Below are 19655 nucleotides of genomic sequence, written 5' to 3' on the forward strand. Positions count from 1 at the left end.
CGTGGTGGCGAACGAAGGCGAAGCGACGATCCGCCAGGTGAGCGAGGCGGACTCGCGCAGCGGCACCGACCTGACACTGACACTGCACCATGGGGACATCACCCGTCCCGAGACCCTGCGACGTCTGGACGTTCACTCCTATGACAGTGTCATCGTGCTCGGCCAGGACCCCGCTCCCGGACAACCGCCGGACGACCCCGACAACCGCACGCTCGTCACCCTCCTTCTTCTGCGCCAACTCGAGGAGGCCACCGGACGCGAGCTGCCGGTCGTCACCGAACTGATCGACGACCGCAACCGGGCGCTGGCCCCCATCGGCCCCGGAGCCGACGTGATCATCAGCGGTAAGCTCATCGGCCTGCTCATGGCGCAGATCTCCCAGAACCGGCACCTGGCTGCGGTGTTCGAGGAACTGTTCTCCGCGGACGGCACGGGGGTTCGACTGCGGCCGGCCCGCGACTACGTGCTGCCGGGGTGTGAGACGTCCTTCGCCACGGTCGTGGCCGCGGCGCGTCATCGCGGCGAATGCGCCATCGGTTACCGAAGCGACGACGACTCGTCGGCGAGTTCGGGCTACGGCGTGCGGATCAACCCGCCCAAATCCGAGCGACGCCACTGGTCGGTCGAGGACGAGGTGGTCGTCGTCTGCAAGGACTGACGGCACGGGGCGAGTTGCTCGGGCCGCCTCTCCAAGCCCCAGGCCCGTCCTCGACCTGATCCGCAAGGCGGCGTACGAGGCCACGGAGTGCCGGGGAGGCCGACGGGCACGTCGCCACCGGGATCCCTCCGGCAGGACTGGGGCCTTCCTCGGCCACCGCGTGGTGACGGCGCCAAGGAGGTTCTTGCCGCCGTCGGTGCCGCCCGGCCCCCTGAGGTACGCCGCGTCGCCGGGCGGATGGCCACGCCCGCGGGAGTGCGCGTACCGGAGTCCACCCCCCAACCCCGCTGCTTGACGCGGCCTGTCCGACATTTCCACCCGCCCTGCCCTCCGGGCGGACGACCGGACTGGTCGGACAGGCCGTAGGGGTGGCTGCCTCGCACAGCAGGCGCAACGGACCTTCGCCGGGCCGCGGCCTCGGCCAGGCGTCTGGTTGCGGCACCGGCGGGCCGACCGGAGCGGGGCGGTGACTCACTGCACGGCTCCGGTCGGCCCGCCGGCCGCCGGTGGTGATCACGTCATCGGAGCTCCCGTGCGTAGGGCGCGATGGTGATCCGGTCGATCAGCGGTGCGTAGCGGGAGCGGAGCAGGATGCCGGGGAAGGTGTCCGAGGCGTAGGTGGTGCCGTCGAAGTTCGGCAGTTCCTCGGAGCGGAAGGTGATCGTGTTCCGTCCCTTCGTCAGGTGGACCGGGACGGTCAGTTCCCAGAAGTTGTTCTGGTGGAAGGTGTGGGGGAAGCCGACGCGTCGCATGTCGCCGCCATTGACGGTGATGTCGGCGTGGCGGGCGAGCGGGTCGGGGTTGTAGTGGGTGGCTTCGGACTGTTCGGGGTTGGAGTAGCGGATGCGGAGTGCGTAGAGGCCGGTTCGATCGGCGTCGACGGTGAAGGTCGCGGTGTTGCCGTTGTGGGGATCGCCTCCGATGCCGGTGATCGCCGTGCCGTCGCCGGCCAGGGAGAGCGGGGTCAGCGTGGCGGAGCCCGTGAGCCTGGCGTCCTGTGCCTCGTAGGTACGTGCTGTGAGGGTGCCCTCGGTCGGCGTGACCGTGAGGCGGTCGACGAGGGTGGCGGACGAACCGCCGGTGAGTGTCACCTTGTTGACGCCGCCCGAGAGGGAGACCGCCACGCTTCGACGGCCCCGGGTCACGTTCGCGACGTCATACCCGTTGACGGACAGCCGGGCGCTCCCGGCGCCGAGGGTGTCGACCCTCAGGGTGGCTTCCCGGTCGGCGGGGGAGTAGACCCAGAACGTGGCCGTAGCGCCTCGCGGAAGCCGGACCGCGCCCGAGCCGGTGGCAGGGGTACCGGCGTGTTCCGGCAGGTCGTAGACGGGCCGTGCCCCGCCGCCCAGCCAGGCCAGTTCGCCCTCGTACACCTGGGTGGCGGCCGAAGGCGCGGGCAGGGAGAGGGTGAGGCGGTCGACGATGGCGTCGCCCCTGGTGGCGCGCCCGCCGTCGAGGCTCCTCGCGGCGAGCGTGATGGTGTGCTTGCCCTTGGTGAGTTGGATCTTGGTGTCGGTGTGGTCCCAGACCACCCACTTGTAGCCCAGAGGCAGGTGGAGCTCCTGCTCGCTGTCCGCCTTGCCGTCCACGCGCAGGAAGACGTTGGTCGGGCCCTGCTCCTTCACCTTGTCGAAGGTGTTGAGGGAGTTGGCGAAGACACTCAGGTCGTAGGCGCCGTCCTCGGGCACGTCCACGGTGAAGCCGAGCGTGACGTCGGAGCCGGTGCGCAGGCCGCCCACGTCGTAGCCGCCGGAGGTGTAGAACTTCGACACGTCCCGGGGTGAGCCTTCCGGGCCGTTCCTGGAGTAGCCGGACCCGGTGTGGGCGGCGTCCTCCGCCTCGTACGACGCCTGCCAGCGCACGGGCGGGGACTGTGTGCCCTTCGCCTTGCCGGCCGGGCTGAGGACGATCTCGTACGCCGAGGACTCCTTCAGCTTCGGCAGCGCGCCGTCGCCGAAGTCGACGACGGCCTTGCCGTCGTCACCGACCTCGAGGTTCGTCTCCGTGAGCAGCTTCGGGCCCGAGGAGTCGCCGATCTGCCCGCTCCACTCGATCTCCCGGACCCAGGCGTGCACGCGGTCCCCGAAGACCGTCTTCGGGACATTGTCGAACGTGATGTGGCCGTTGCCGGTTGATCCGCCGAAGAGCAGCCGCGCCTGCCGCTTGTCCTCGTCGAGTGTGGCGACGCCCTGCAGGGTGTAGTTCTCGCCGGGGAAAGGCGGTGTCACCCTCACGGTGTGTCCGCTCATGGAGGCGTACGAGTGCAGCAGCCACCACTGGCCGTTGCCGCGGCCCGCCTGCACCGCGGAGTCGGAGAGGTTGCCGTCGATGTTCCAGTACGCGATGTCCGCGTCCACCTTGGACTCCTCGATCGCGGAGGCCCACTGGATCATCTGGCCGGGGACGGAGGTGTGGTAGTTGAAGGCGTACTCGTTGATGTTGATCGGGAGTCGAGTGCCCTCACGACCGGTTCCCTTGAACAGTTCCCTCTCCCACGCCCGGTACTTGGCGACATTGGCGCGCACCGCCTCGGGATGGCTCAGCTCGTGCCAGGTGATGACGTCGGGGAGGGTGCCGGCGGCCAGGGTGTGGGTGAGGAAGCCCTTGACCTGGTCGTACAGAACGCTGGTGTTGGGGCCGGCGATGCGGGCCTTCGGCATCCTGCCCTTGATGAGCCTGTAGACCTCGTCCCAGGCGGCGAAGTAGTCGTGCGGGTCGCTGAGCCAGCTGACCTTGTCGTAGCTCCACGCGCCGGTGCCGAACATGTTGCCCTCGGGCTCGTTGAACGGCACGAAGACGATGTTGTCCTGGTACTTCGCCGGTAGCCGCAGGACCTGGTCGACCTGCCGGGCGATCTTCTCCTCGTAGAGCTTGAGTTTCTCCTCGGGCGTGCCGCCCGGCCACTCGTAGGGGAAGCCGCGGTGGATGTCGGTCATGTAGATGTACACGTCACCGTCGGTGGAGTCGGCCAGCGGCCCGACCACCTCCAGCGCGTCGGCACCGGGGTGCTGCGGGCCGTCCTGCGCCTTCGTGGAGACCGTGCGCAGGCCCATACCCTCGATGAGGTTGTTGGTGGGGACGTCCGGCCCGTACACACCGTAGAGGGTGCCGGAGGCGCCGCCGTGGAAGGCGCCGGTGTCCGAGCCGAGGTCGACGTCCAACTGTCCCTCGCGGACGACGGTGACGGTTGCCTTCACCGCGCGCCCGGACGCCGTTCCCACAACCGTGAAGGTCCCCGGCCGGGCGTACTTCTCCGGCGGTACGGCGTCCCAGGCGATCGGCGTGTCACGGTCGTACCCGTCGGAGAAGGAGGACCGGACGGCGGCCGGGAGAGACGGGGCGGTCCCCGTCGTCGTACGGACTGCGAACGACGTCTGCGAGAGCTGCTGGAGGGTGGGCACGTGCCCGACCGCGCCGGCCACCTGCTCGGGGGTGAGCGCGGTGTGCCACACGGTGAAGTCGTCGATCGCGCCCTTGAACAGCGGGTCCGGGTAGAAGGACTTGCCGATGTAACCGGCGGCCGTTGCGGAACCGTTCAGCAGGTCCCCGGCCTTGACACCGGTCGCGGCGGAGGAGACCGCGACGCCGTCGAGGTAGGTGGTGAGGCGCCGGGCGGAGCTGTCGAGGGTGACGGTGACCGTTCGCCACTGATGCGCGGGAAGCGGCGCATAGCCGCTCACCTGAGCCTCTGCACCGCCGCCTCCGGTCGTCACGGCGGTGCGCAGCACCCCGCCGTTGTTGGACGGGGTGGTGAAGAGGTACTTCGTGGTGTCGGTGCCCAGGTCGAAGATCCTTTGCCAGGACGAGTCGTCACCGCTCCACTTCACGCGGGCGGAGACCGTCAGGTCGGCTGCGTCCGCGAGCACTGCACGGGGCAGACGGACGTACGCGCCTTGCGAGTCGGGCGCGCCGCCGGGCAAGGCCAGAGCGCCGCCACCGTCCGGGCCCGCGACCCACTGGGCGGTGGAGCCGTTCACCAGGCTCGCCGTGAGCCCGTTGCCGGAGCTGTCAGCGATCTTTCCGGAGGCGAGGTCGTCCTGATCGAAGGCGTAATGGGCAGTGGGCCGGGGCGGGTCGGCCGCCTCTGCGGGGGCGGCCGGCGCGGTCAGCAGGCCCGCGCTGAGAGCCACGGCCACGGCGGCCGGGGCCCGGCGTGGCCGGGCGGGTCTGTCAGCGGATGACATCGATCGTGTCCTCAATCCCTTGAGTGAGCAGGCTGTCGAATCGGTTCGTCACATGCGTCAAGGAGCGGGGAACTGTGTGAGGAGGCCGGGAACGCCCGCCCGTGCCTCCGGGCTGTAGGGAGCGGCGGATTCACTGTTGCCGATTGATCACTTCATCGAACCGGTTCGGCGAAGCTAGCACCGGGGCAGGCGACCAGCAATCCCTCCGACGCGGCGATCTCCGGGAGTCGTACCGGGCTCCGGCGGTGCTCGTTCGAAGTGTTGACAGACGTGTGTCGCCTTCCTACCTTCACTTCACGCGAACCGGTTCGACGGCCGGTCCTCGCCCCGCACGTCATTCCACCCCCGACGACCGGCGGCCGCTCACCCTCAAGGAGTGTCGTACCGGTTCGAGCAAGGAGCGACCGTGAACATCGGTGAGATCGCCCGGCGGGCCGGTGTCTCGCGGAGCACCGTGTCCTACGCGTTGAGCGGCAAGCGCCCGGTGTCGGAGGAGACGCGCCGCAGGATTCAGCAGGTCGTCGACGAGCTGGGGTACCGGCCCAGTGCCAGCGCGCGTGCCCTGGCCAATGGCCGGACCAGCACGATCGGTCTGGTCTTCCCGCCGGCCGGGAACCATTACACGGGGATGCAGCTGGATTTCATCGGCAGTGTGGTGGAGGCGGCCGCGGCTTACGACTACGACGTGCTGCTGTCCCCGAGTGGTGTGGACAGTGACCGGTCCTTTCAGCGGTTGCTGGGGGAGCGGCGGGTCGACGGCGCGATCCTGATGGAGATCAGGCTGGAGGACGACCGGGTCGATCACCTGGCCGCCCTGGGCTTTCCCTCCGTCGCCATCGGGCGTACCGCCCGTCCGGAGGGTGGCTGGTGGGTCGGCCTGGACCACACCGCGCTGGTGGCGGCGTGCGTCCACCACCTCGCGGACCTGGGCCACAGCCGGATCGCGCTCGTCAACCGGCCCGAACAACTCCTGCGGGCGGGCTACGAGTCAGCGCACCGAGGCCTGGAGGGTTTCACGAAGGCCGCGGCCGAGCGTGGGCTGGTGGTGCGGACCTATTGCTGTGGGGACGATGCCGCGTCGGGCCAGGCATGTCTGGAGCGGGTCCTGCGGGACGAGCCGGCCACCACGGCTCTGGTCACGTTGAACGAGGCCGCGCTGGGCGGCCTGTACCGGGGGCTCGCCCAGGCGGGTCGCCATGTGCCGCGCGACTTCTCCGTCACCGGGGTCGTGGCCGGCCGGTGGGCGGAGACGGTGACCCCGCAGCTCACGGCGGCGGACGTACCGGCTGCGGAGATGGGCCGACTCGCCGTCGAACTGCTGGTGGAGCGGCTCGACCATCCTGACGCTCCGCCCCGGCACCAACTGTTGACGCCGCCGATCTCCTTGCGGGCCAGCACCGGGCCCGCGGCCGGTACGCCCACCGCCGAGGTCCCGCACCCCTGACCGCACCATCACGTTCGCCGTACCCGTAACCCTCCCTCGCTCCCGCCTCTCGACACCGGGCATCCCGTCCCCCCGCCTTTCGGCGTGCCCACTTCCCCCCGTCGCCCCTCCCACGGCATCCCTGTGCCCGAAAACGAAGGATCCGCCATGCACAGCTCCTCCCGACGGCTCCTTGCCGCCGCTCTCTCGACAGTCGTCGCCCTCGTCGGCACCGCCTGCTCCTCCGGCTCGGGCAGCACCGGCACCAAGGGGGCGGACAGCGGCACGTACACCGTCTGGGACCCGTACCCGCAGTTCGCCAAGGGCTCGGCGTGGACGAATCTGCTGGACACGTGCGGCACCCAGGCCGGCGTGAAGATCAAGCGGACCGGGTTCGACACCAGCGACCTGGCGAACAAGACGCTGCTGGCGGCCCAGCAGGGCAACTCGCCGGACGTCCTCATCGTCGACAACCCGGTGGTGTCGACCCTGGCCGAGGCGGGCGTGCTCACCACGACCGACGACAACAAGCTGGACACCTCGAAGGTGGACCCCAACCTGCTCGCGGCCGGACAGTCGGGCGGGAAGACGTACGGCACACCGATCGGCGCCAACACGCTCGCCCTCTACTACAACAAGAAGGTGCTGAAGGAGGCCGGGGTGGACATCTCCTCGGTCAAGGACTGGACATCGCTCACGGCGGCGCTGGAGAAGGTCAAGCAGGCGGGCAAGAAGGGCATCACCTTCTCGGCGATCGGTACGGAGGAGGGCAGTTTCCAGTTCCTGCCGTGGTTCTGGGGCTCGGGCGCGAAGCTGACCCAACTCGACTCGCCCGAGGGCGTCTCGGCGCTGTCACTGTGGACGGACTGGCTGAAGAAGGGCTACGCCCCCAACTCGGTCATCAACAACACCCAGACGACCAGCTGGCAGGAGTTCGCCAGTGGTGACTACGCGTTCGCGGAGAACGGCACCTGGCAGCTCGCGAACGCGGAGAAGGCCGGCTTCGACTACGGGGTGCTGCCCATTCCCGCCGCCTCGGGAGGCACCGCCTCGGCCCCGACCGGCGGCGAGTTCGTGACCGTCCCGGTCCAGAAGGACACCGGCCGCTACGCCACCTCCGAGAAGCTGGCGAGCTGCCTGACCAGCACCCAGAACCTGTACGACACCGACACCACGCTGTCCTACGTGGCGCCCACCGGTGACGTGCAGGCGAAGCAGGTGGCGGCGAACGCGAAGCTGAAGCCGTGGGTGGACGCGGTCAAGTCGGCCAAGGGCCGTACCAGTGACGACCTGGGCACCACGTACCCGAAGATCTCTGAGCAGTTGTGGAAGGCGGTTCAGACCGCGCTCAGCGGGTCCAAGTCGCCCAAGGACGCGCTGGCCGCGGCTCAGTCGGCCGTCAAGTAGCCGGGTTACGAGGGTCGTTCATGCATCACACGACACAGTTGCCGGACCATCGGTCCGTGCGCGTCGGGAACGGGGCGGTCTCCGCCGCCCCGGCTCCGGACCACGGAAGGAAGCGTCGCCGGTCCACTTCCACGCGGTGGGCCGCGTGGGGCTTCCTCGCGCCGGTGACCCTCTATCTCGCTCTCTTCTACGCGTATCCGCTCTACCGCAACGTCGACCTGAGCCTGCGCAACTACACGGTCCGCTCGTTCGTGCAGGGTGACGCACCGTTCACGGGCCTGGCGAACTACCGGACCGTCTTCGACGACCCGACCTTCGCCCCGGCCCTGCTGCACACCGTGGTGTTCACCGCCGTGTGCCTGGTCTTCCAGTACGCCGTCGGTCTGGCCCTCGCGGTCTTCTTCAACCAGCACTTCCGGCTGTCGGCGACCCTGCGGGCGCTGTTCCTGGTGCCCTGGCTGCTGCCGCTGATCGTGTCGGCGTCCACCTGGTCGTGGATGCTCAACAGCGACTCCGGAATCGTCAACGCCGCCCTGCACGTCATCGGTATCGGGCCGGTGAACTGGCTGACCTCGCCGTCGTGGTCGCTGACCTCCGTGATCATCGCCAACATCTGGATCGGCGTCCCCTTCAACCTGGTGGTCCTCTACAGCGGCCTGCAGTCGATCCCGGCCGGCCTGTACGAGGCGGCCGCCCTGGACGGGGCGGGTGCCTGGCGCCGGTTCTGGAGCATCACCTTCCCGCTGCTCCGCCCGGTCTCGGCGATCACGCTGCTCCTGGGCCTGGTCTACACGCTCAAGGTCTTCGACATCATCTGGATCATGACCAAGGGCGGCCCGGCGGACTCGTCCACCACCTTCGCCACCTGGTCCTACCGGCTCGGCTTCGGCAACCTCCTGCCCGCCTTCGGCCCGGGCGCGGCCGTCGGAAACCTCCTCGTCGTCGCCGCCCTGGTGTTCGGCCTGGTCTACGTCAGGGCCCAGCGAAAGCAGGCACTGTCATGAACCGAAGCGCCAGCCGTACGTGGATCAAGACAGCCGTCGGTCTGCTGCTGACAGCGATCATGCTCTTCCCGGTCTACTGGATGCTCAACGTCTCCCTGACCCGCGACCAGGACATGCGCAAGAGCCCACCGGACCTGCTCCCCGTCCACGGCACGCTGGCCGGCTACCGCGCCGTCCTCGACGAGCAGGTGCCCTACCTCGGCACCAGCCTCGTCATCGGCCTGGGCACCGTCGCCCTGACCGTCACCCTGGCCGCACCCGCCGGCTACGCCCTGGCCAAGCTGCGCCCGCGCGGCGGCGGCGTCCTGAGCTTCGTGCTGCTGGCAGCGCAGATGATCCCCGGCATCATCATGGCGATGGGTTTCTACGCCATCTACCTCCAGCTCGGCCTGCTCCAGACAGTCCCCGGCCTGATCGTCGCCGACTCCACGCTGGCCGTCCCCTTCGGGGTGCTGATCTTCACCGCGTTCATGTCCGGCATCCCCGGTGAACTGCTCCAGGCCGCCACGATGGACGGTGCCGGAACCTGGCGCACCTTCCGGTCGATCGTGCTGCCGATGAGCCGCAACGCCGTCGTGACGGTGTCGCTGTTCGCCTTCCTGTGGTCCTGGTCCGACTTCGTCTTCGCCAGCACGCTGGCGGGCGGCGGTGCCCACGAGCCGATCACCCTCGGCATCTACCACTACATCGGCAACAACAACCAGGAGTGGAACGCCATCATGGCCACCGCCGTCGTGGCCTCGGCGCCGGCCGCGGTCATCCTCGTCCTCGCCCAGCGCTACGTCGCCGCCGGCGTGTCCGCCGGAGCCGTCAAGGACTGACCGCCTCACACCTCGTCACCACTCCACCGTCCGCCCGTCGGACCGCCGATCTCCCCTGCTCGAGAAACGAGTCCCACCCTATGACCGCCGCCCGATCCGGTCCGGCCTTCTCCGTCCACGACATCCCGTTCAGCACACACGGGTCCTGGTTCGACGTCTCGCCCGTAGTGGCGGAGAAGACGTATGCCGAGGACCTCCACCTCGTCTCCCACCAGAACGGCATGCACGCCGTCCTGCGCCTGATCCCGCGGCACATGGGGACCGGCGACCGTGCCGAAACCCGCGTCGAGGCGACACCCGCCCTGCTCAGCTGGATCGGCGAGGGCGGGCGCGTCGACCTCGCCTTCGAGTCGCCGGACACCGTACGCCTGAAGGGGACCGGTCTGGGCATCGAGGTGTCCGCCGCCGCCGAGGCCCTGACCCCGTTCAGCGGCACGTACTTCTTCCGCGACCCGGCGGCGGACGCGCACGTGTTCACGTCGTACGAGACCGGGCGGCGTTACCGCGTCACCGTGCTCTCCGGCACCGTGGCCCATACAGCAGGAGGCCAGGCGCTCGGCAGCAGCGACCGCGGCCTCGTCATCACCGCCGACGTGCACGGCACCTGGGAGATCGCGCTCGAGGAGCTCGACGTGTCCCGCCCGCTGTACGCGTCCTCGGCGACCTTCGGCGAGACCGTGGCGTCCGCGGGGAGCTCGTTCGCGGACTTCCTCGAGGCGGTGGCGCCCTGGCGATCGTCCGCCACCCCGGCCGCCGAACTCGCCGCCTACGTCCTGTGGTCGGCCACGGTACGCCCGGCGGGTCTGGTCACAAGGCCTGCCGTGCTCATGTCCAAGCACTGGATGGACAAGCTGTGGAGCTGGGACCACTGCTTCAACGCGCTCGCCCTGGCTCCCGGATGCCCCGAACTCGCGTCGGACCAGTTCGCCCTGCCCTTCGACCACCAGGAAGCCGGCGGCGCCCTGCCCGACTCGGTCACCCACTCCGAGGTCCTGTACAACTTCGTCAAACCGCCCATCCACGGCTGGGCCCACGGTCACCTGCGCCGCCGTCTGCCGACACCTCCCAGCCGCACCGAACTCGCCCAGACCTACGACCGGCTGGAACGGTGGACGCACTTCTGGCTCACCGCACGGCGATCCCCCGGCAGCGAACTGGCCCACTATCAGCACGGCAACGACAGCGGTTGGGACAACGCCACCACCTTCGACCCCGAGCGGGTGGTCGTCACCGCCGATCTGGCCGCCTTCCTCATCCTCCAGATGCGGGAACTCGCCGTCTTGGCAGCGGAGTTGGGTAGGGACGACCAGGCGCTCCGCTGGACGCGGTCAGCGGATGCCGCCCAGTCGACGCTGCTCGAGCAGCTCTGGGCGCAGGACAGGTTCGTCGCCCGGGGGGTCGAAAGCGGGAACACCTGGAGCAGCGCCAGCCTCCTCGACCTGATGCCCATCGTGCTGGGCGAGCACCTGCCCGGACACGTCGGCAGCGCACTGGCGGACCGCATCAAGGCCCACCTGACGCCGTACGGTCTGGCCACCGAGCTCACCACATCACCGCACTACCTGGCCGACGGCTACTGGCGCGGTCCCATCTGGGCCCCTGCCACCGTCCTCATCGAGGACGGCCTGCGCAGGGCCGGCCACCGCCGACTGGCGGACGACATCAGCGCCCGCTTCCGCGCCCTGTGCGAGACCCACGGCTTCGCCGAGAACTTCGACGCTCTCACCGGAACCGGTCTGCGCGACCGCGCCTACACCTGGACCGCCAGCAGTTACCTCCTCCTCGCGGAAGCACGCGCCCGCCGGGGCGGCGACTGACCGACCGCCCCCGGTCACCGTCGGGCGTGCTCAGTCGGCCGTCCGCAGCAGCAGCTTGCCCGTCGAGGCTCGCCCGCCCATCAGCCGGTGGGCCTCGGCCGCGTCCGACAGCGCGAACTCCGCGGTGACGGGTAGGTCCACAGTGCCGTCGGTGACCTTGCGGAAGGCGCGCTCGGCCAGCGAGCGCAGCGCCTCGGGCGCCGACTCCGCGAGCGTCAGGATGGAGAAGCCCGCGACGGCCCGGCCCTGCGCGTACAGCTCCGGCTGGCCGACGCGCCAAGGCTCCGCCCCGCTCGCATTGCCGAAGGACACCAGGCGTCCGAAGACGGCCAGTGCGTCGAGACCACGGCGCAGCGTGTCACCGCCCACCGGGTCGAGCACCAGGTCGACGCCCCTGCCGCCGGTGGCGTGGCGGACGTCGTCGGTGAAGGTGTCAGTGGTGAACACCTCGTCGTAGCCGTGCTTGAGGGCGTGCTCGGCCTTGTCCAGAGAGGAGACCACGCCGTACACGGCACCGGCGCCGGCTGCCCGTGCCAGTTGTCCGGCCGCCGTGCCGATACCGCCTGCCGCACCGTGCACGAGCACGCTCTCCCCGGCGCGCAGTCGTCCCACCTCGTGGAGCAGAGCGTGCGCCGTCGGCAGCACGGTGGGCAGGGCGGCCGCGGTCCGCAGGCTCAGACCCTCGGGGAGCGGGAAGACGGTGGCACTCTCGGCGACCACCACCTCCGCGTAACCGCCGCTGTTGACGAGCGCGACGACCTCCTGCCCCGGACGCAGTCCCTCGACGCCGTTGCCGACGGCCCGGATCCGTCCGGAGACCTCCAGGCCTGGGCGGAAGGGCAGCGAAGGCACTCGGTAGCCCTCGGTGCGTGCCTTGAGGTCCGCGAAGTTCACACCGGCATAGGCGGTGTCGATGGTCACCTGGCCCGGCCTCGGCTCGGGGATGTCGGTCTGCACGACCTTCAGCACCTCGGGGCCGCCGTACTCCTGGAACTCGACTGCGCGCATGACTCGGAACGCACCCTTCTGCAAAGGTGTTCAATGGGAAGCGAACACTCGCACTGTAAGATGCTCATCGAACACTCGGCAAGCGGTGGAGCGCGCTCCGCAGGGCGCAGAATGAGGAGAGGGGCATGTCGAACCAGGCTTCGGGTGGTAGTCACCGTGCCGCGCCGGTGCACACGGATCCCGAGGACGTCCCTGTTCTGACCGCGCTGTCCGCGGTCGCCGACCCGGTGCGCCTCCAACTGATCCGCGAGCTGGCGGGCTCCGCCGACTGGACACGTAGCTGCGGCAGCTTCGACGTGCCGGTCGGTAAAGCCGCGCTCAGCCACCACTTCTCCGTGCTGCGCGGCGCCGGCCTGGTGGAACAGCGCGACGAGGGGCCCCGGCGGGTCAATCGCCTGCGCCGCGAGGAGTTCGACGCTCGGTTCCCCGGGCTGCTCGATCTCGTTCTCCGCATCGACGAGACGGACTGAGCTGCCTCCAGGTCGTGCCTGCGCACCGTGCGGTGTCACCCTCGAGGGGAGAGGACCGTACGCGGCCGGGATGCTCCACCGACTGCGCCGCTGGAAGGCGTGCCGCACTCGCCCTGTACGGGAGATCCGCTACTTGGAGCGGGCCGTGACGGGTGAGGAGTCCGCCGTGGGCGACTGATCCCTGGCTGCGAGGCCCCGGGCGGGACCGCCGTGGGGGCGCAGGCCGCCGACCAGGCCGAGTATCAGCACGGCGATGCCCAGCCATACCGACGGTCCCGGCACGCCGCTGCCCGAGACGGCGCCGACGACCGCTGCGGAGAGCGGTGCGATGCCGGTGAGCAGGCCGGCCCGTCCGGCCCCGACGGCGCGGACCGTCGAGTACCACAGCACGAAGGCGACCGCCGTCACCATCAGCGCCAGGTAACCGACGGCAGCCCACTGGGCGCCGGACAACTCCCCGACCGCGGAAGGACCTTCCGAGGTCGCGCCGAGAACGGCCAGCAGCACACCGGCCAGCCACATCGCGTGCACGGACACGCCCCACGGCGAGTGCCGTCGCAGTACCGGCACCGCGAGCAGTGTGAACGCGGCCTCGCACCCGAGGGCCACCACCGCCCAGCCCACCCCCACGGCATCGGTGCGCCCCGTCCCCTCCACCAGCACCGCGCCCGCCATGACGACCGGCGCCGCCCACAGGACCTGCCGGCTCGGCCTGCGCCGCTCCAGCGCCGGACCCACCACCCCGAGCACCACCGGTACGCACGCGATCGCGACGGCGACCACCGCGGGCTCCGCATGGCCGACGCCCCGGACCACGGCCACGTTGAACAGCACCAGACCGGTGACCGCGATCCCGGCCAGCCACAGCCACTCCCGTCCACGGGGCCACTGCAGGCGAGCACCGGCGAGCCGGGCCATGAGCAAGAGGATCACGGTGGCGGCCGCGTACCGGACCGCCTGAGTGGTGAACAGCGGGGCGTCGACGAGCGTGCGCGAGACGGTGACGCTGCTGCCGACCAGCGTCATCCCGATCATGCCGGGCAGGAGTCGGGTGAACGAAGCGGAAGGTGTGTCCATACCGCCCACGCTGCCGTGACAATGGACGCCATGGACAGGTCCACAAGGCCATCGGCACAGGGGTCCAAAAGTGCGCGCCCGCGGCCGGCGGCAGCGGACGGGCCGGTGGACGGCACGGCCGCCTCGAGTGCGGTTGTCGGCTCGGACTTCCTCCAGCTGGACATCGGTGAGGCACCGCCCGGCGGGCGTACCGCCTGGCTCGCCGACCGGCTGCGGTCGGCCATCGCCGACGGCCGGCTGCCCATCGGCGCACGACTGCCCGCCAGTCGCGTACTCGCCGAGGAGCTGCGCGTCACCCGGGGCGTGGTCACCGAGGCTTATCGGCGCCTCGCGGAGTCCGGTCAGATCACCGGGCGCGGCCGGCTGGGCACGGTGGTCGTGGCGGCTCCCGCCGCGCCCCGCGAGCGCGCCCGCGACGCGGCCGGACCTGGGGCCGGGGCCGGATCCGGGGCCGCGGCCGGACCCGGGCTCTTCGGCTCGGGCGACCGCGAGGGCCTGATCGACGCCCTGCGCGCCCTGCCCTGCCGCATCGACCTCTCCCCGGGCGTCCCCGACCTCGCCGCCTTCCCCCGCACCGCCTGGCTGCGCGCCGAACGCGCAGTCCTCGCCGGAGTCGGACCGGCCGACTTCGGCTATGGCGACCCCCGGGGTGCGCCCGCCCTTCGCCGGGCCGTGGCCGGCTGGCTGGCCCGCAACCGCGGCATTCGGGCCGACCCCGAGGAGGTCGTGGTCGTCGCGGGTGTGGCGCAGGCTCTCGGCCTGCTCGGGCAGATCCTGTGGGCGGACGGGATCCGCCGCGTCGCCGTCGAAGACCCCGGTTCGCTCGGGGCCCGCCAGCAACTGGAGTACGGCGGCCACGAGGTCGTGCCCGTCCCCGTGGACGCGGGCGGCCTGGACGTGGGGGCGCTGCGTGACAGTCGTGCCCGGGCGGTCTTGCTGACCCCCGGCACACCAGTTCCCCACCGGGGTCGTCCTCGACGGGGAACGCCGCCGCGAGCTGCTGAGCTGGGCTGCCGAGGGCGGCGTGGTCATCGAGGACGACTACGACGCCGAGCACCGCTACGACAGGCCGCCGGTGCCTGCGCTGCGCTCGCTGCTGCCCGACGGCGTCTGCTACGCGGGCAGCGTGTCAAAACTGCTCGCCCCCGCGCTCCGAGTCGGCTGGCTCCTGGTGCCACGGGACCGACGGGACGCCCTGGTCACGGCCAAGCGGTACGCCGACCTCGGAAACGGCGTCCTCACCCAGCTCGTCCTCGCCCGCCTGATGGAGTCGGGCGAGCTGGAGCGGCACCTGCGCCATGTCCGGCAGCGCCACCGCAGGCGCCGGGACGTGATGCTTCGAGCGATCGAGAGGCATCTGCCCGGCGCCCGCGTCCACGGGGCGGCAGCCGGCCTGCACCTGATGGTCACCTTCAGCGACCCGCCAGGCGGCGCCCGCGACGGCGGCTTCCGCGACACCGACCTCGCCGCGGCCGCCCTCGCAGGAGGCGTCAAGGTGCACCCACTGTCCTGGCACCGCATCACGCCCGGCCCTGCGGGCCTGGTACTCGGCTACGCGGCGGGCCCGGCCCACGAGATCGACGAGGGCGTCGCCGCCATCGGATCCGCCCTGCGCGGCCTGCTTCCCTGAGGCCCGGCGCCGTGGAGCACGGTCCTGGTCCGCCGTCGTGACGTGGTCCGGAAGCAGGGAACGCACCGCCATCACGGGCAGCGGGACCGCCGCCTCGATGGCCGCGGCTGCGGACACCGGCGGAGGTCTCCGAGCGCGTGCCCCGCCAGGAATAGAGATGGACCGGCACATGTTCGGGCAGTCAGTCGACGCGTCAACGGAGTGTGGAGGTCGTACCCGTGCTGCGCGAGGAGTTCGCCACGAACCGGCCGGCCGGCGTGTCCGACGCCCCCGCTCCCGCGTCACTGGTCGCAGCCCGCGACACCGGGAGCACGCGCTCGGCCGAGCCTGCGCCCTGAGGGCGCCGGACGGCGGCGTGTCCACTGTGCCGTACCGACAGCAACTGGCTGAGCCCTGGCTCCGGTGGGGGACCGTGCTCGCGCCGGACGACTCCAGGAGGAGGACTGATGAGCGACACCTTCAACGACTACCCGGCGACGGGCGGCGTCGCGCCGGACCGCTGGGCGAGCGCCCTGCACCTGTTCGACGACGGCGCAGGTGTCCCGCACGAGGAGACCACGGCGGAGCGCTGGGAGCGGGCCCGGCTGCTGTTCGAGGCGAAGGACTACATCGGGGCCGCGAAACTGCTCGCCGCCGTCGTCGAGGAGGCCCCCGGGCAGACCGCGCCCCGGCTGCTGCTGGCCCGCGCCTACTACCACTCGGCACAGCTGGGCCGTGCCGAGGAGCAGCTGCGGCAGATCATCGACCGTGACCCTGTGGAGCACTACGCCCACCTGATGCTGGGCCGCACCCTGCAACGCCAGGGCCGTCACGAGGACGCCGCGCCCTGGCTGCGCATGGCCGCCGCCTTCACCGGAGAGCCGCCGGCCGACGACTGACATGCCACCGGTGGTGCGACAGCGGGTGGCGGGTTCCGCGACACCGGGCCCGCCGCTCATGTCCCCATGGTTCGAGTCGGATGCGTGCTGACGCCCGGACCGGCCGCATCCCAGGCGGCGCCGTCCGGCAGGCCGACGGTTCCGGCGAAGGGCGGCCAAAGCGTCAGTCAGTCGGAGAGTCAGTCCCCCGGGCGATGCCACGGCCGATTCCCATGGTCAGTCGGTGGTGGCGGAGGCGTGGAAGTAATGGCCCTTGTCGAGATCGGTGAGGAGGTCCGGCTGGGTCGGTTCCCAGTCCAGCAGTTCGCGGGTCAGGGTGTTCGACAGCGGGGCGTCGGCGCGGAGGAAGGCACCCAGCCAGGAGAAGTGCTCGGACGCGGCCTCGGGGGGCACGGAGGCCGTCGGCAGGTCCAGGTGACGGCCGATCACCTCGGCGATGTCGCGGATCGGGACCCCTTCTTCCGCGGCGCCGTGCAACACCGATCCGGCGGGGGCCTTCTCGACCGCCAGACGGAACAGCCGTGCGGCGTCGAAGCGGTGGACGGCCGGCCAGCGGTTGGCGCCGTCGCCGATGTAGCCGGAGACTCCCTTCGCGCGGGCAATGGCGACGAGGGTCGCCATGAAGCCGTTGTCGCCCTCGCCGTGGCAGGTCGCAGAGAGCCGCACCACGGATGAGCGCACGCCGCGCGAGGCGAGTGCGAGCACCGCTTGCGCGGTGGCCGGTCGGATCGACATCGGCGAGCCGTCGATCGTGGGCATGTCCCGCTCGGTCGCCACACGCCCGGGCGCGAGCCCGATCACGCCGGAGGCGAGGACGAAGGGCCGGTCCGTGCCGGCGAGCGCGTCGCCGAAGGCGTCGACGGCGCGGCGATCGGCCTCTGCGGCGCCCTGGAAGTCGCCGGTGAAGGCGATGTCGTGTTTGAAGGCGAGGTGGATCACCCCGTCCGAAGCGGCGGCCGTGTCCCGCAGGACGCCGAGGTCGTCGAGAGTGCCGCGGACGACCTCGGCCCCGGCCGCGGTGAGCGCGCCTGCGGAGGAGTCGGACCGGGCGAGGCCGACGACCTGGTGCCCCGCGTCGATGAGCTCGGGTACGACGGCGGAACCGATCCAGCCGGAGGCGCCGGTGACAAAAATGCGCATGACAGAGACCCCGATCCGTTGATGTCAGTTACTGTCATCGACGCTACCACCTGATGTCAGGCGCTGTCATCACGTTAGGATCGGTGCATGGGTAGATGGGAGCCGAACGCGCGCGGGCGCCTGGCGAAGGCGGCGTTGGAGCTTTACACCGAGCGCGGGTTCGAGCAGACCACCGTGGCCGAGATCGCGAAAAGGGCCGGGCTCACGGAGCGGACCTTCTTTCGGCACTACGCCGACAAGCGTGAGGTGCTGTTCGCCGGCTCCGGTGAACTGGAGGAGCTGTTGGTGCAGGCGGTCGCCGGAGCTCCGGAGTCCGCCGCGCCGATCGACGCGCTGGCCCTTGGCCTTGACGCGGTCTCCAAGGTGTTCGCCGACCGGCGCGAGCACGCCCGGAAGCGGCAGGCCGTGATCATGGCGAACGCGGAACTCCGGGAGCGTGAACTGATCAAGCTCGCCTCGATGTCGGCCGCGCTCGCCGACACCCTGCGCCGACGGGGCGTCGGGGAGCCGGCCGCGAGCCTGACCGCTGAGGCGGGGATCGCCGTCTTCAAGGTCGGCTTCGAGCGCTGGATCACGGCCGCCGAGGAGCGCGACATGTCGCAGCTGATGCGTGAATCGCTGGACGAGCTCAAGGCCGTGGCGGCGGGGGGCCAGGAGAAGGGGGACCCGTCGGCCCTGCCGTGGCAGCGCCGCTGACGGACCCGCCGGTGCGGGCCCGCGCCGTGCCGCGCTCCAACACTCCCTCCTCGAACCAGAGTTCCCTCCTCACCCCCAAAGACTCGACGGTCCTGTTCCGGATGTGACGGGTCGTCGCATCAGAGGACGCCCGATGGAACGGCCTCGGCGTGCGGCCACTACGATCGGACCCCAAGACAACCATTCGACCGGCCGTTCGGTGCGTGCCGGTCGGGGTCGCCGATGCCAGGGTCCGCTCCCCGGGCTGCGGTGATCTTCCTGCTCAGGAGGACCCTCCCGCATGTTCCGACGTATCGGGAACGCCGTCGTCCGACATCCCGTCTGGACGATCGTGGCATGGTTAATCGCGGCGGTGGCGATCGTCGCCACCGCTCCCAGCCTGCCCTCGAACAGTGACGAGAGCAGTTTCCTGCCCAAGAGTTACGAATCCATCAAAGCCGCGGACCTCCAGGCGAAGGCGTTCCCCAGCGCCTTCACCCCGTCCGCGATCGTGCTGTACCAGCGCACCGACGGCGGCAAGTTGACCGCCACCGACCAGCAGGACGTCGCCCGGATCACCTCCGAACTGGGCAAGAAGCACATCGACCAGGTGCAGAAGGTCGTCCCCGGCCAGCCGTCCAAGGACGGCAGGTACGCCCTGACCCTGGTCCAGATGGACAGCAAGAACGCCGGTCAGCCCAAACAGGCGGACGCGGCCAAGGTGTTGCGCGAGGACGCCAAGGAACTGGCCAAGGGCACGCATCTCGACGCCAAGCTCGGCGGCTCCGCGGCGCAGGCCCTCGACCAGCAGGACTCGTCCCAGCGCGGTCAGGCACTGATCGGCATCGGCACCTTCGCGATCATCCTGGTGACGCTGCTGATCATCTTCCGGGCGCCGATCCTGGCCGTACTTCCCCTGATCCTGATCGGCCTGGTGTCCGCGGTCGCCAACGGGCTGATCGCCTACGCCACCAAGCTGTTCGACCTGCAGGCCAACAGCTCGATCTCGTCCATCCTGATCGTCGTGCTCTTCGGCGTGGGCACGGACTACTTCCTCTTCCTGATGTTCCGCTACCGCGAACGCCTGCGCGCCGGCGACGAGCCCAAGCAGGCCATGGTCAACGCGGTCGACCGGGTGGGAGAGGCCATCGCCTCGGCCGCCGGAGCGGTCATCATCGCCTTCCTCGCACTGGTGCTGTCCACGCTCGGGTTCCTCAAGCAGATGGGCCCGGCGCTCGCCATCGCGGTCGCCGCCACCCTGATCGCGGGCCTGACCCTGATCCCGGCCGTGGTCTCGCTCATCGGGCCGAAGGTCTTCTGGCCCTCCAAGTCCTGGCAACGGGAGCCGGACAACGCCCGTTTCGCCGCCCTCGGGCGCGGCGTGCAGCGCCGCCCGGCCCTGACCGCCGCCGTGTCCGGACTCGTCCTGGTCGCGCTGTCGCTCGGCACGCTCGGCTACAAGG

The 19655-nt window shown here is 70.5% G+C and carries 13 protein-coding genes and 3 pseudogenes; 12 read left to right on the forward strand and 4 right to left on the reverse strand.

Annotation, left to right across the window (positions count from 1 at the left end; all coding sequences use genetic code 11):
* Positions 1-658, forward strand: a pseudogene (locus C3488_RS35330) (NAD-binding lipoprotein); the annotation flags it as partial.
* A 518-nt stretch (positions 659-1176) separates the two neighbouring features.
* On the opposite strand, the gene C3488_RS35335 reads toward C3488_RS35330, so the two are convergent.
* The gene (locus C3488_RS35335) at positions 1177-4842 is read right to left on the reverse strand and encodes a LamG-like jellyroll fold domain-containing protein (RefSeq protein ID WP_103844969.1); all 3666 of its coding nucleotides are present in this window, start codon (positions 4840-4842) and stop codon (positions 1177-1179) included.
* A 406-nt stretch (positions 4843-5248) separates the two neighbouring features.
* On the opposite strand from C3488_RS35335, the gene C3488_RS35340 reads away from it, so the two are divergent.
* The 5 genes from C3488_RS35340 (at position 5249) to C3488_RS35360 (ending at position 11314) form a co-directional block, all read left to right on the forward strand.
* The gene (locus C3488_RS35340; RefSeq protein ID WP_103844970.1) at positions 5249-6286 is read left to right on the forward strand and encodes a LacI family DNA-binding transcriptional regulator; all 1038 of its coding nucleotides are present in this window, start codon (positions 5249-5251) and stop codon (positions 6284-6286) included.
* Positions 6287-6433: 147 nt separating this feature from the next.
* The gene (locus C3488_RS35345) at positions 6434-7672 is read left to right on the forward strand and encodes a sugar ABC transporter substrate-binding protein (protein ID WP_103844971.1); all 1239 of its coding nucleotides are present in this window, start codon (positions 6434-6436) and stop codon (positions 7670-7672) included.
* Positions 7673-7692: 20 nt separating this feature from the next.
* Positions 7693-8676 (forward strand): carbohydrate ABC transporter permease, encoded by a 984-nt coding sequence (locus C3488_RS35350; RefSeq protein ID WP_103844972.1) that lies wholly within the window; start codon positions 7693-7695, stop codon positions 8674-8676.
* A complete protein-coding gene (locus tag C3488_RS35355) occupies positions 8673-9497 on the forward strand; it encodes a carbohydrate ABC transporter permease (protein WP_103844973.1) in 825 nt (274 codons plus the stop codon). The genes C3488_RS35350 and C3488_RS35355 overlap by 4 nt, the downstream gene beginning before the upstream one ends.
* 80 nt (positions 9498-9577) lie before the next feature.
* Complete coding sequence (locus tag C3488_RS35360) at positions 9578-11314, forward strand: amylo-alpha-1,6-glucosidase (RefSeq protein ID WP_103844974.1); 1737 nt, start codon at positions 9578-9580, stop codon at positions 11312-11314.
* A 30-nt stretch (positions 11315-11344) separates the two neighbouring features.
* On the opposite strand, the gene C3488_RS35365 is transcribed toward C3488_RS35360, so the two are convergent.
* The gene (locus C3488_RS35365; protein WP_103844975.1) at positions 11345-12322 is read right to left on the reverse strand and encodes a zinc-binding dehydrogenase; all 978 of its coding nucleotides are present in this window, start codon (positions 12320-12322) and stop codon (positions 11345-11347) included.
* A gap of 125 nt (positions 12323-12447) precedes the next feature.
* Between C3488_RS35365 and C3488_RS35370 the strand changes: the two genes are divergently transcribed.
* The gene (locus tag C3488_RS35370) at positions 12448-12792 is read left to right on the forward strand and encodes a helix-turn-helix transcriptional regulator (RefSeq protein WP_103844976.1); all 345 of its coding nucleotides are present in this window, start codon (positions 12448-12450) and stop codon (positions 12790-12792) included.
* A gap of 129 nt (positions 12793-12921) precedes the next feature.
* Here C3488_RS35370 and C3488_RS35375 read toward each other — a convergent pair whose 3' ends face one another.
* Complete coding sequence (locus tag C3488_RS35375) at positions 12922-13869, reverse strand: DMT family transporter (protein WP_103844977.1); 948 nt, start codon at positions 13867-13869, stop codon at positions 12922-12924.
* A gap of 21 nt (positions 13870-13890) precedes the next feature.
* Here C3488_RS35375 and C3488_RS35380 point away from each other — a divergent pair.
* The 3 genes and pseudogenes from C3488_RS35380 (at position 13891) to C3488_RS35390 (ending at position 16377) form a co-directional block, all read left to right on the forward strand.
* Positions 13891-15499, forward strand: a pseudogene (locus C3488_RS35380) (PLP-dependent aminotransferase family protein).
* Between the two features lie 206 nt (positions 15500-15705).
* Positions 15706-15837 (forward strand): annotated as a pseudogene (locus C3488_RS42140) (5,10-methylene tetrahydromethanopterin reductase); the annotation flags it as partial.
* A gap of 108 nt (positions 15838-15945) precedes the next feature.
* Positions 15946-16377, forward strand: coding sequence for a tetratricopeptide repeat protein (locus C3488_RS35390; RefSeq protein ID WP_103844978.1), 432 nt, complete (start codon positions 15946-15948; stop codon positions 16375-16377).
* A 216-nt stretch (positions 16378-16593) separates the two neighbouring features.
* Here the strand turns inward: C3488_RS35390 and C3488_RS35395 are convergent, their stop codons facing one another.
* Positions 16594-17517 (reverse strand): SDR family oxidoreductase, encoded by a 924-nt coding sequence (locus tag C3488_RS35395; protein ID WP_103844979.1) that lies wholly within the window; start codon positions 17515-17517, stop codon positions 16594-16596.
* A gap of 87 nt (positions 17518-17604) precedes the next feature.
* Here C3488_RS35395 and C3488_RS35400 point away from each other — a divergent pair, with 87 nt between their 5' ends.
* Positions 17605-18213, forward strand: coding sequence for a TetR family transcriptional regulator (locus C3488_RS35400; RefSeq protein ID WP_103844980.1), 609 nt, complete (start codon positions 17605-17607; stop codon positions 18211-18213).
* Positions 18214-18493: 280 nt separating this feature from the next.
* Positions 18494-19655 (forward strand): MMPL family transporter (locus tag C3488_RS35405; RefSeq protein ID WP_181139323.1); only part of this gene is annotated, 1162 nt, incomplete at its 3' end.

The organism is Streptomyces sp. Ru72 (genome assembly GCF_002920635.1).
GTDB lineage: Bacteria > Actinomycetota > Actinomycetes > Streptomycetales > Streptomycetaceae > Streptomyces.

Bases quoted from the DNA above. Each gene is read 5' to 3' on its own strand.
- C3488_RS35400 (WP_103844980.1), top strand. From the start codon at position 17,605: ATGGGTAGATGGGAGCCGAACGCGCGCGGGCGCCTGGCGAAGGCGGCG.
- C3488_RS35365 (WP_103844975.1), bottom strand. From the start codon at position 12,322: ATGCGCGCAGTCGAGTTCCAGGAGTACGGCGGCCCCGAGGTGCTGAAG.
- C3488_RS35375 (WP_103844977.1), bottom strand. From the start codon at position 13,869: ATGGACACACCTTCCGCTTCGTTCACCCGACTCCTGCCCGGCATGATC.
- C3488_RS35395 (WP_103844979.1), bottom strand. From the start codon at position 17,517: ATGCGCATTTTTGTCACCGGCGCCTCCGGCTGGATCGGTTCCGCCGTC.
- C3488_RS35345 (WP_103844971.1), top strand. From the start codon at position 6,434: ATGCACAGCTCCTCCCGACGGCTCCTTGCCGCCGCTCTCTCGACAGTC.
- C3488_RS35360 (WP_103844974.1), top strand. From the start codon at position 9,578: ATGACCGCCGCCCGATCCGGTCCGGCCTTCTCCGTCCACGACATCCCG.
- C3488_RS35350 (WP_103844972.1), top strand. From the start codon at position 7,693: ATGCATCACACGACACAGTTGCCGGACCATCGGTCCGTGCGCGTCGGG.
- C3488_RS35355 (WP_103844973.1), top strand. From the start codon at position 8,673: ATGAACCGAAGCGCCAGCCGTACGTGGATCAAGACAGCCGTCGGTCTG.
- C3488_RS35335 (WP_103844969.1), bottom strand. From the start codon at position 4,842: ATGTCATCCGCTGACAGACCCGCCCGGCCACGCCGGGCCCCGGCCGCC.
- C3488_RS35390 (WP_103844978.1), top strand. From the start codon at position 15,946: ATGAGCGACACCTTCAACGACTACCCGGCGACGGGCGGCGTCGCGCCG.
- C3488_RS35370 (WP_103844976.1), top strand. From the start codon at position 12,448: ATGTCGAACCAGGCTTCGGGTGGTAGTCACCGTGCCGCGCCGGTGCAC.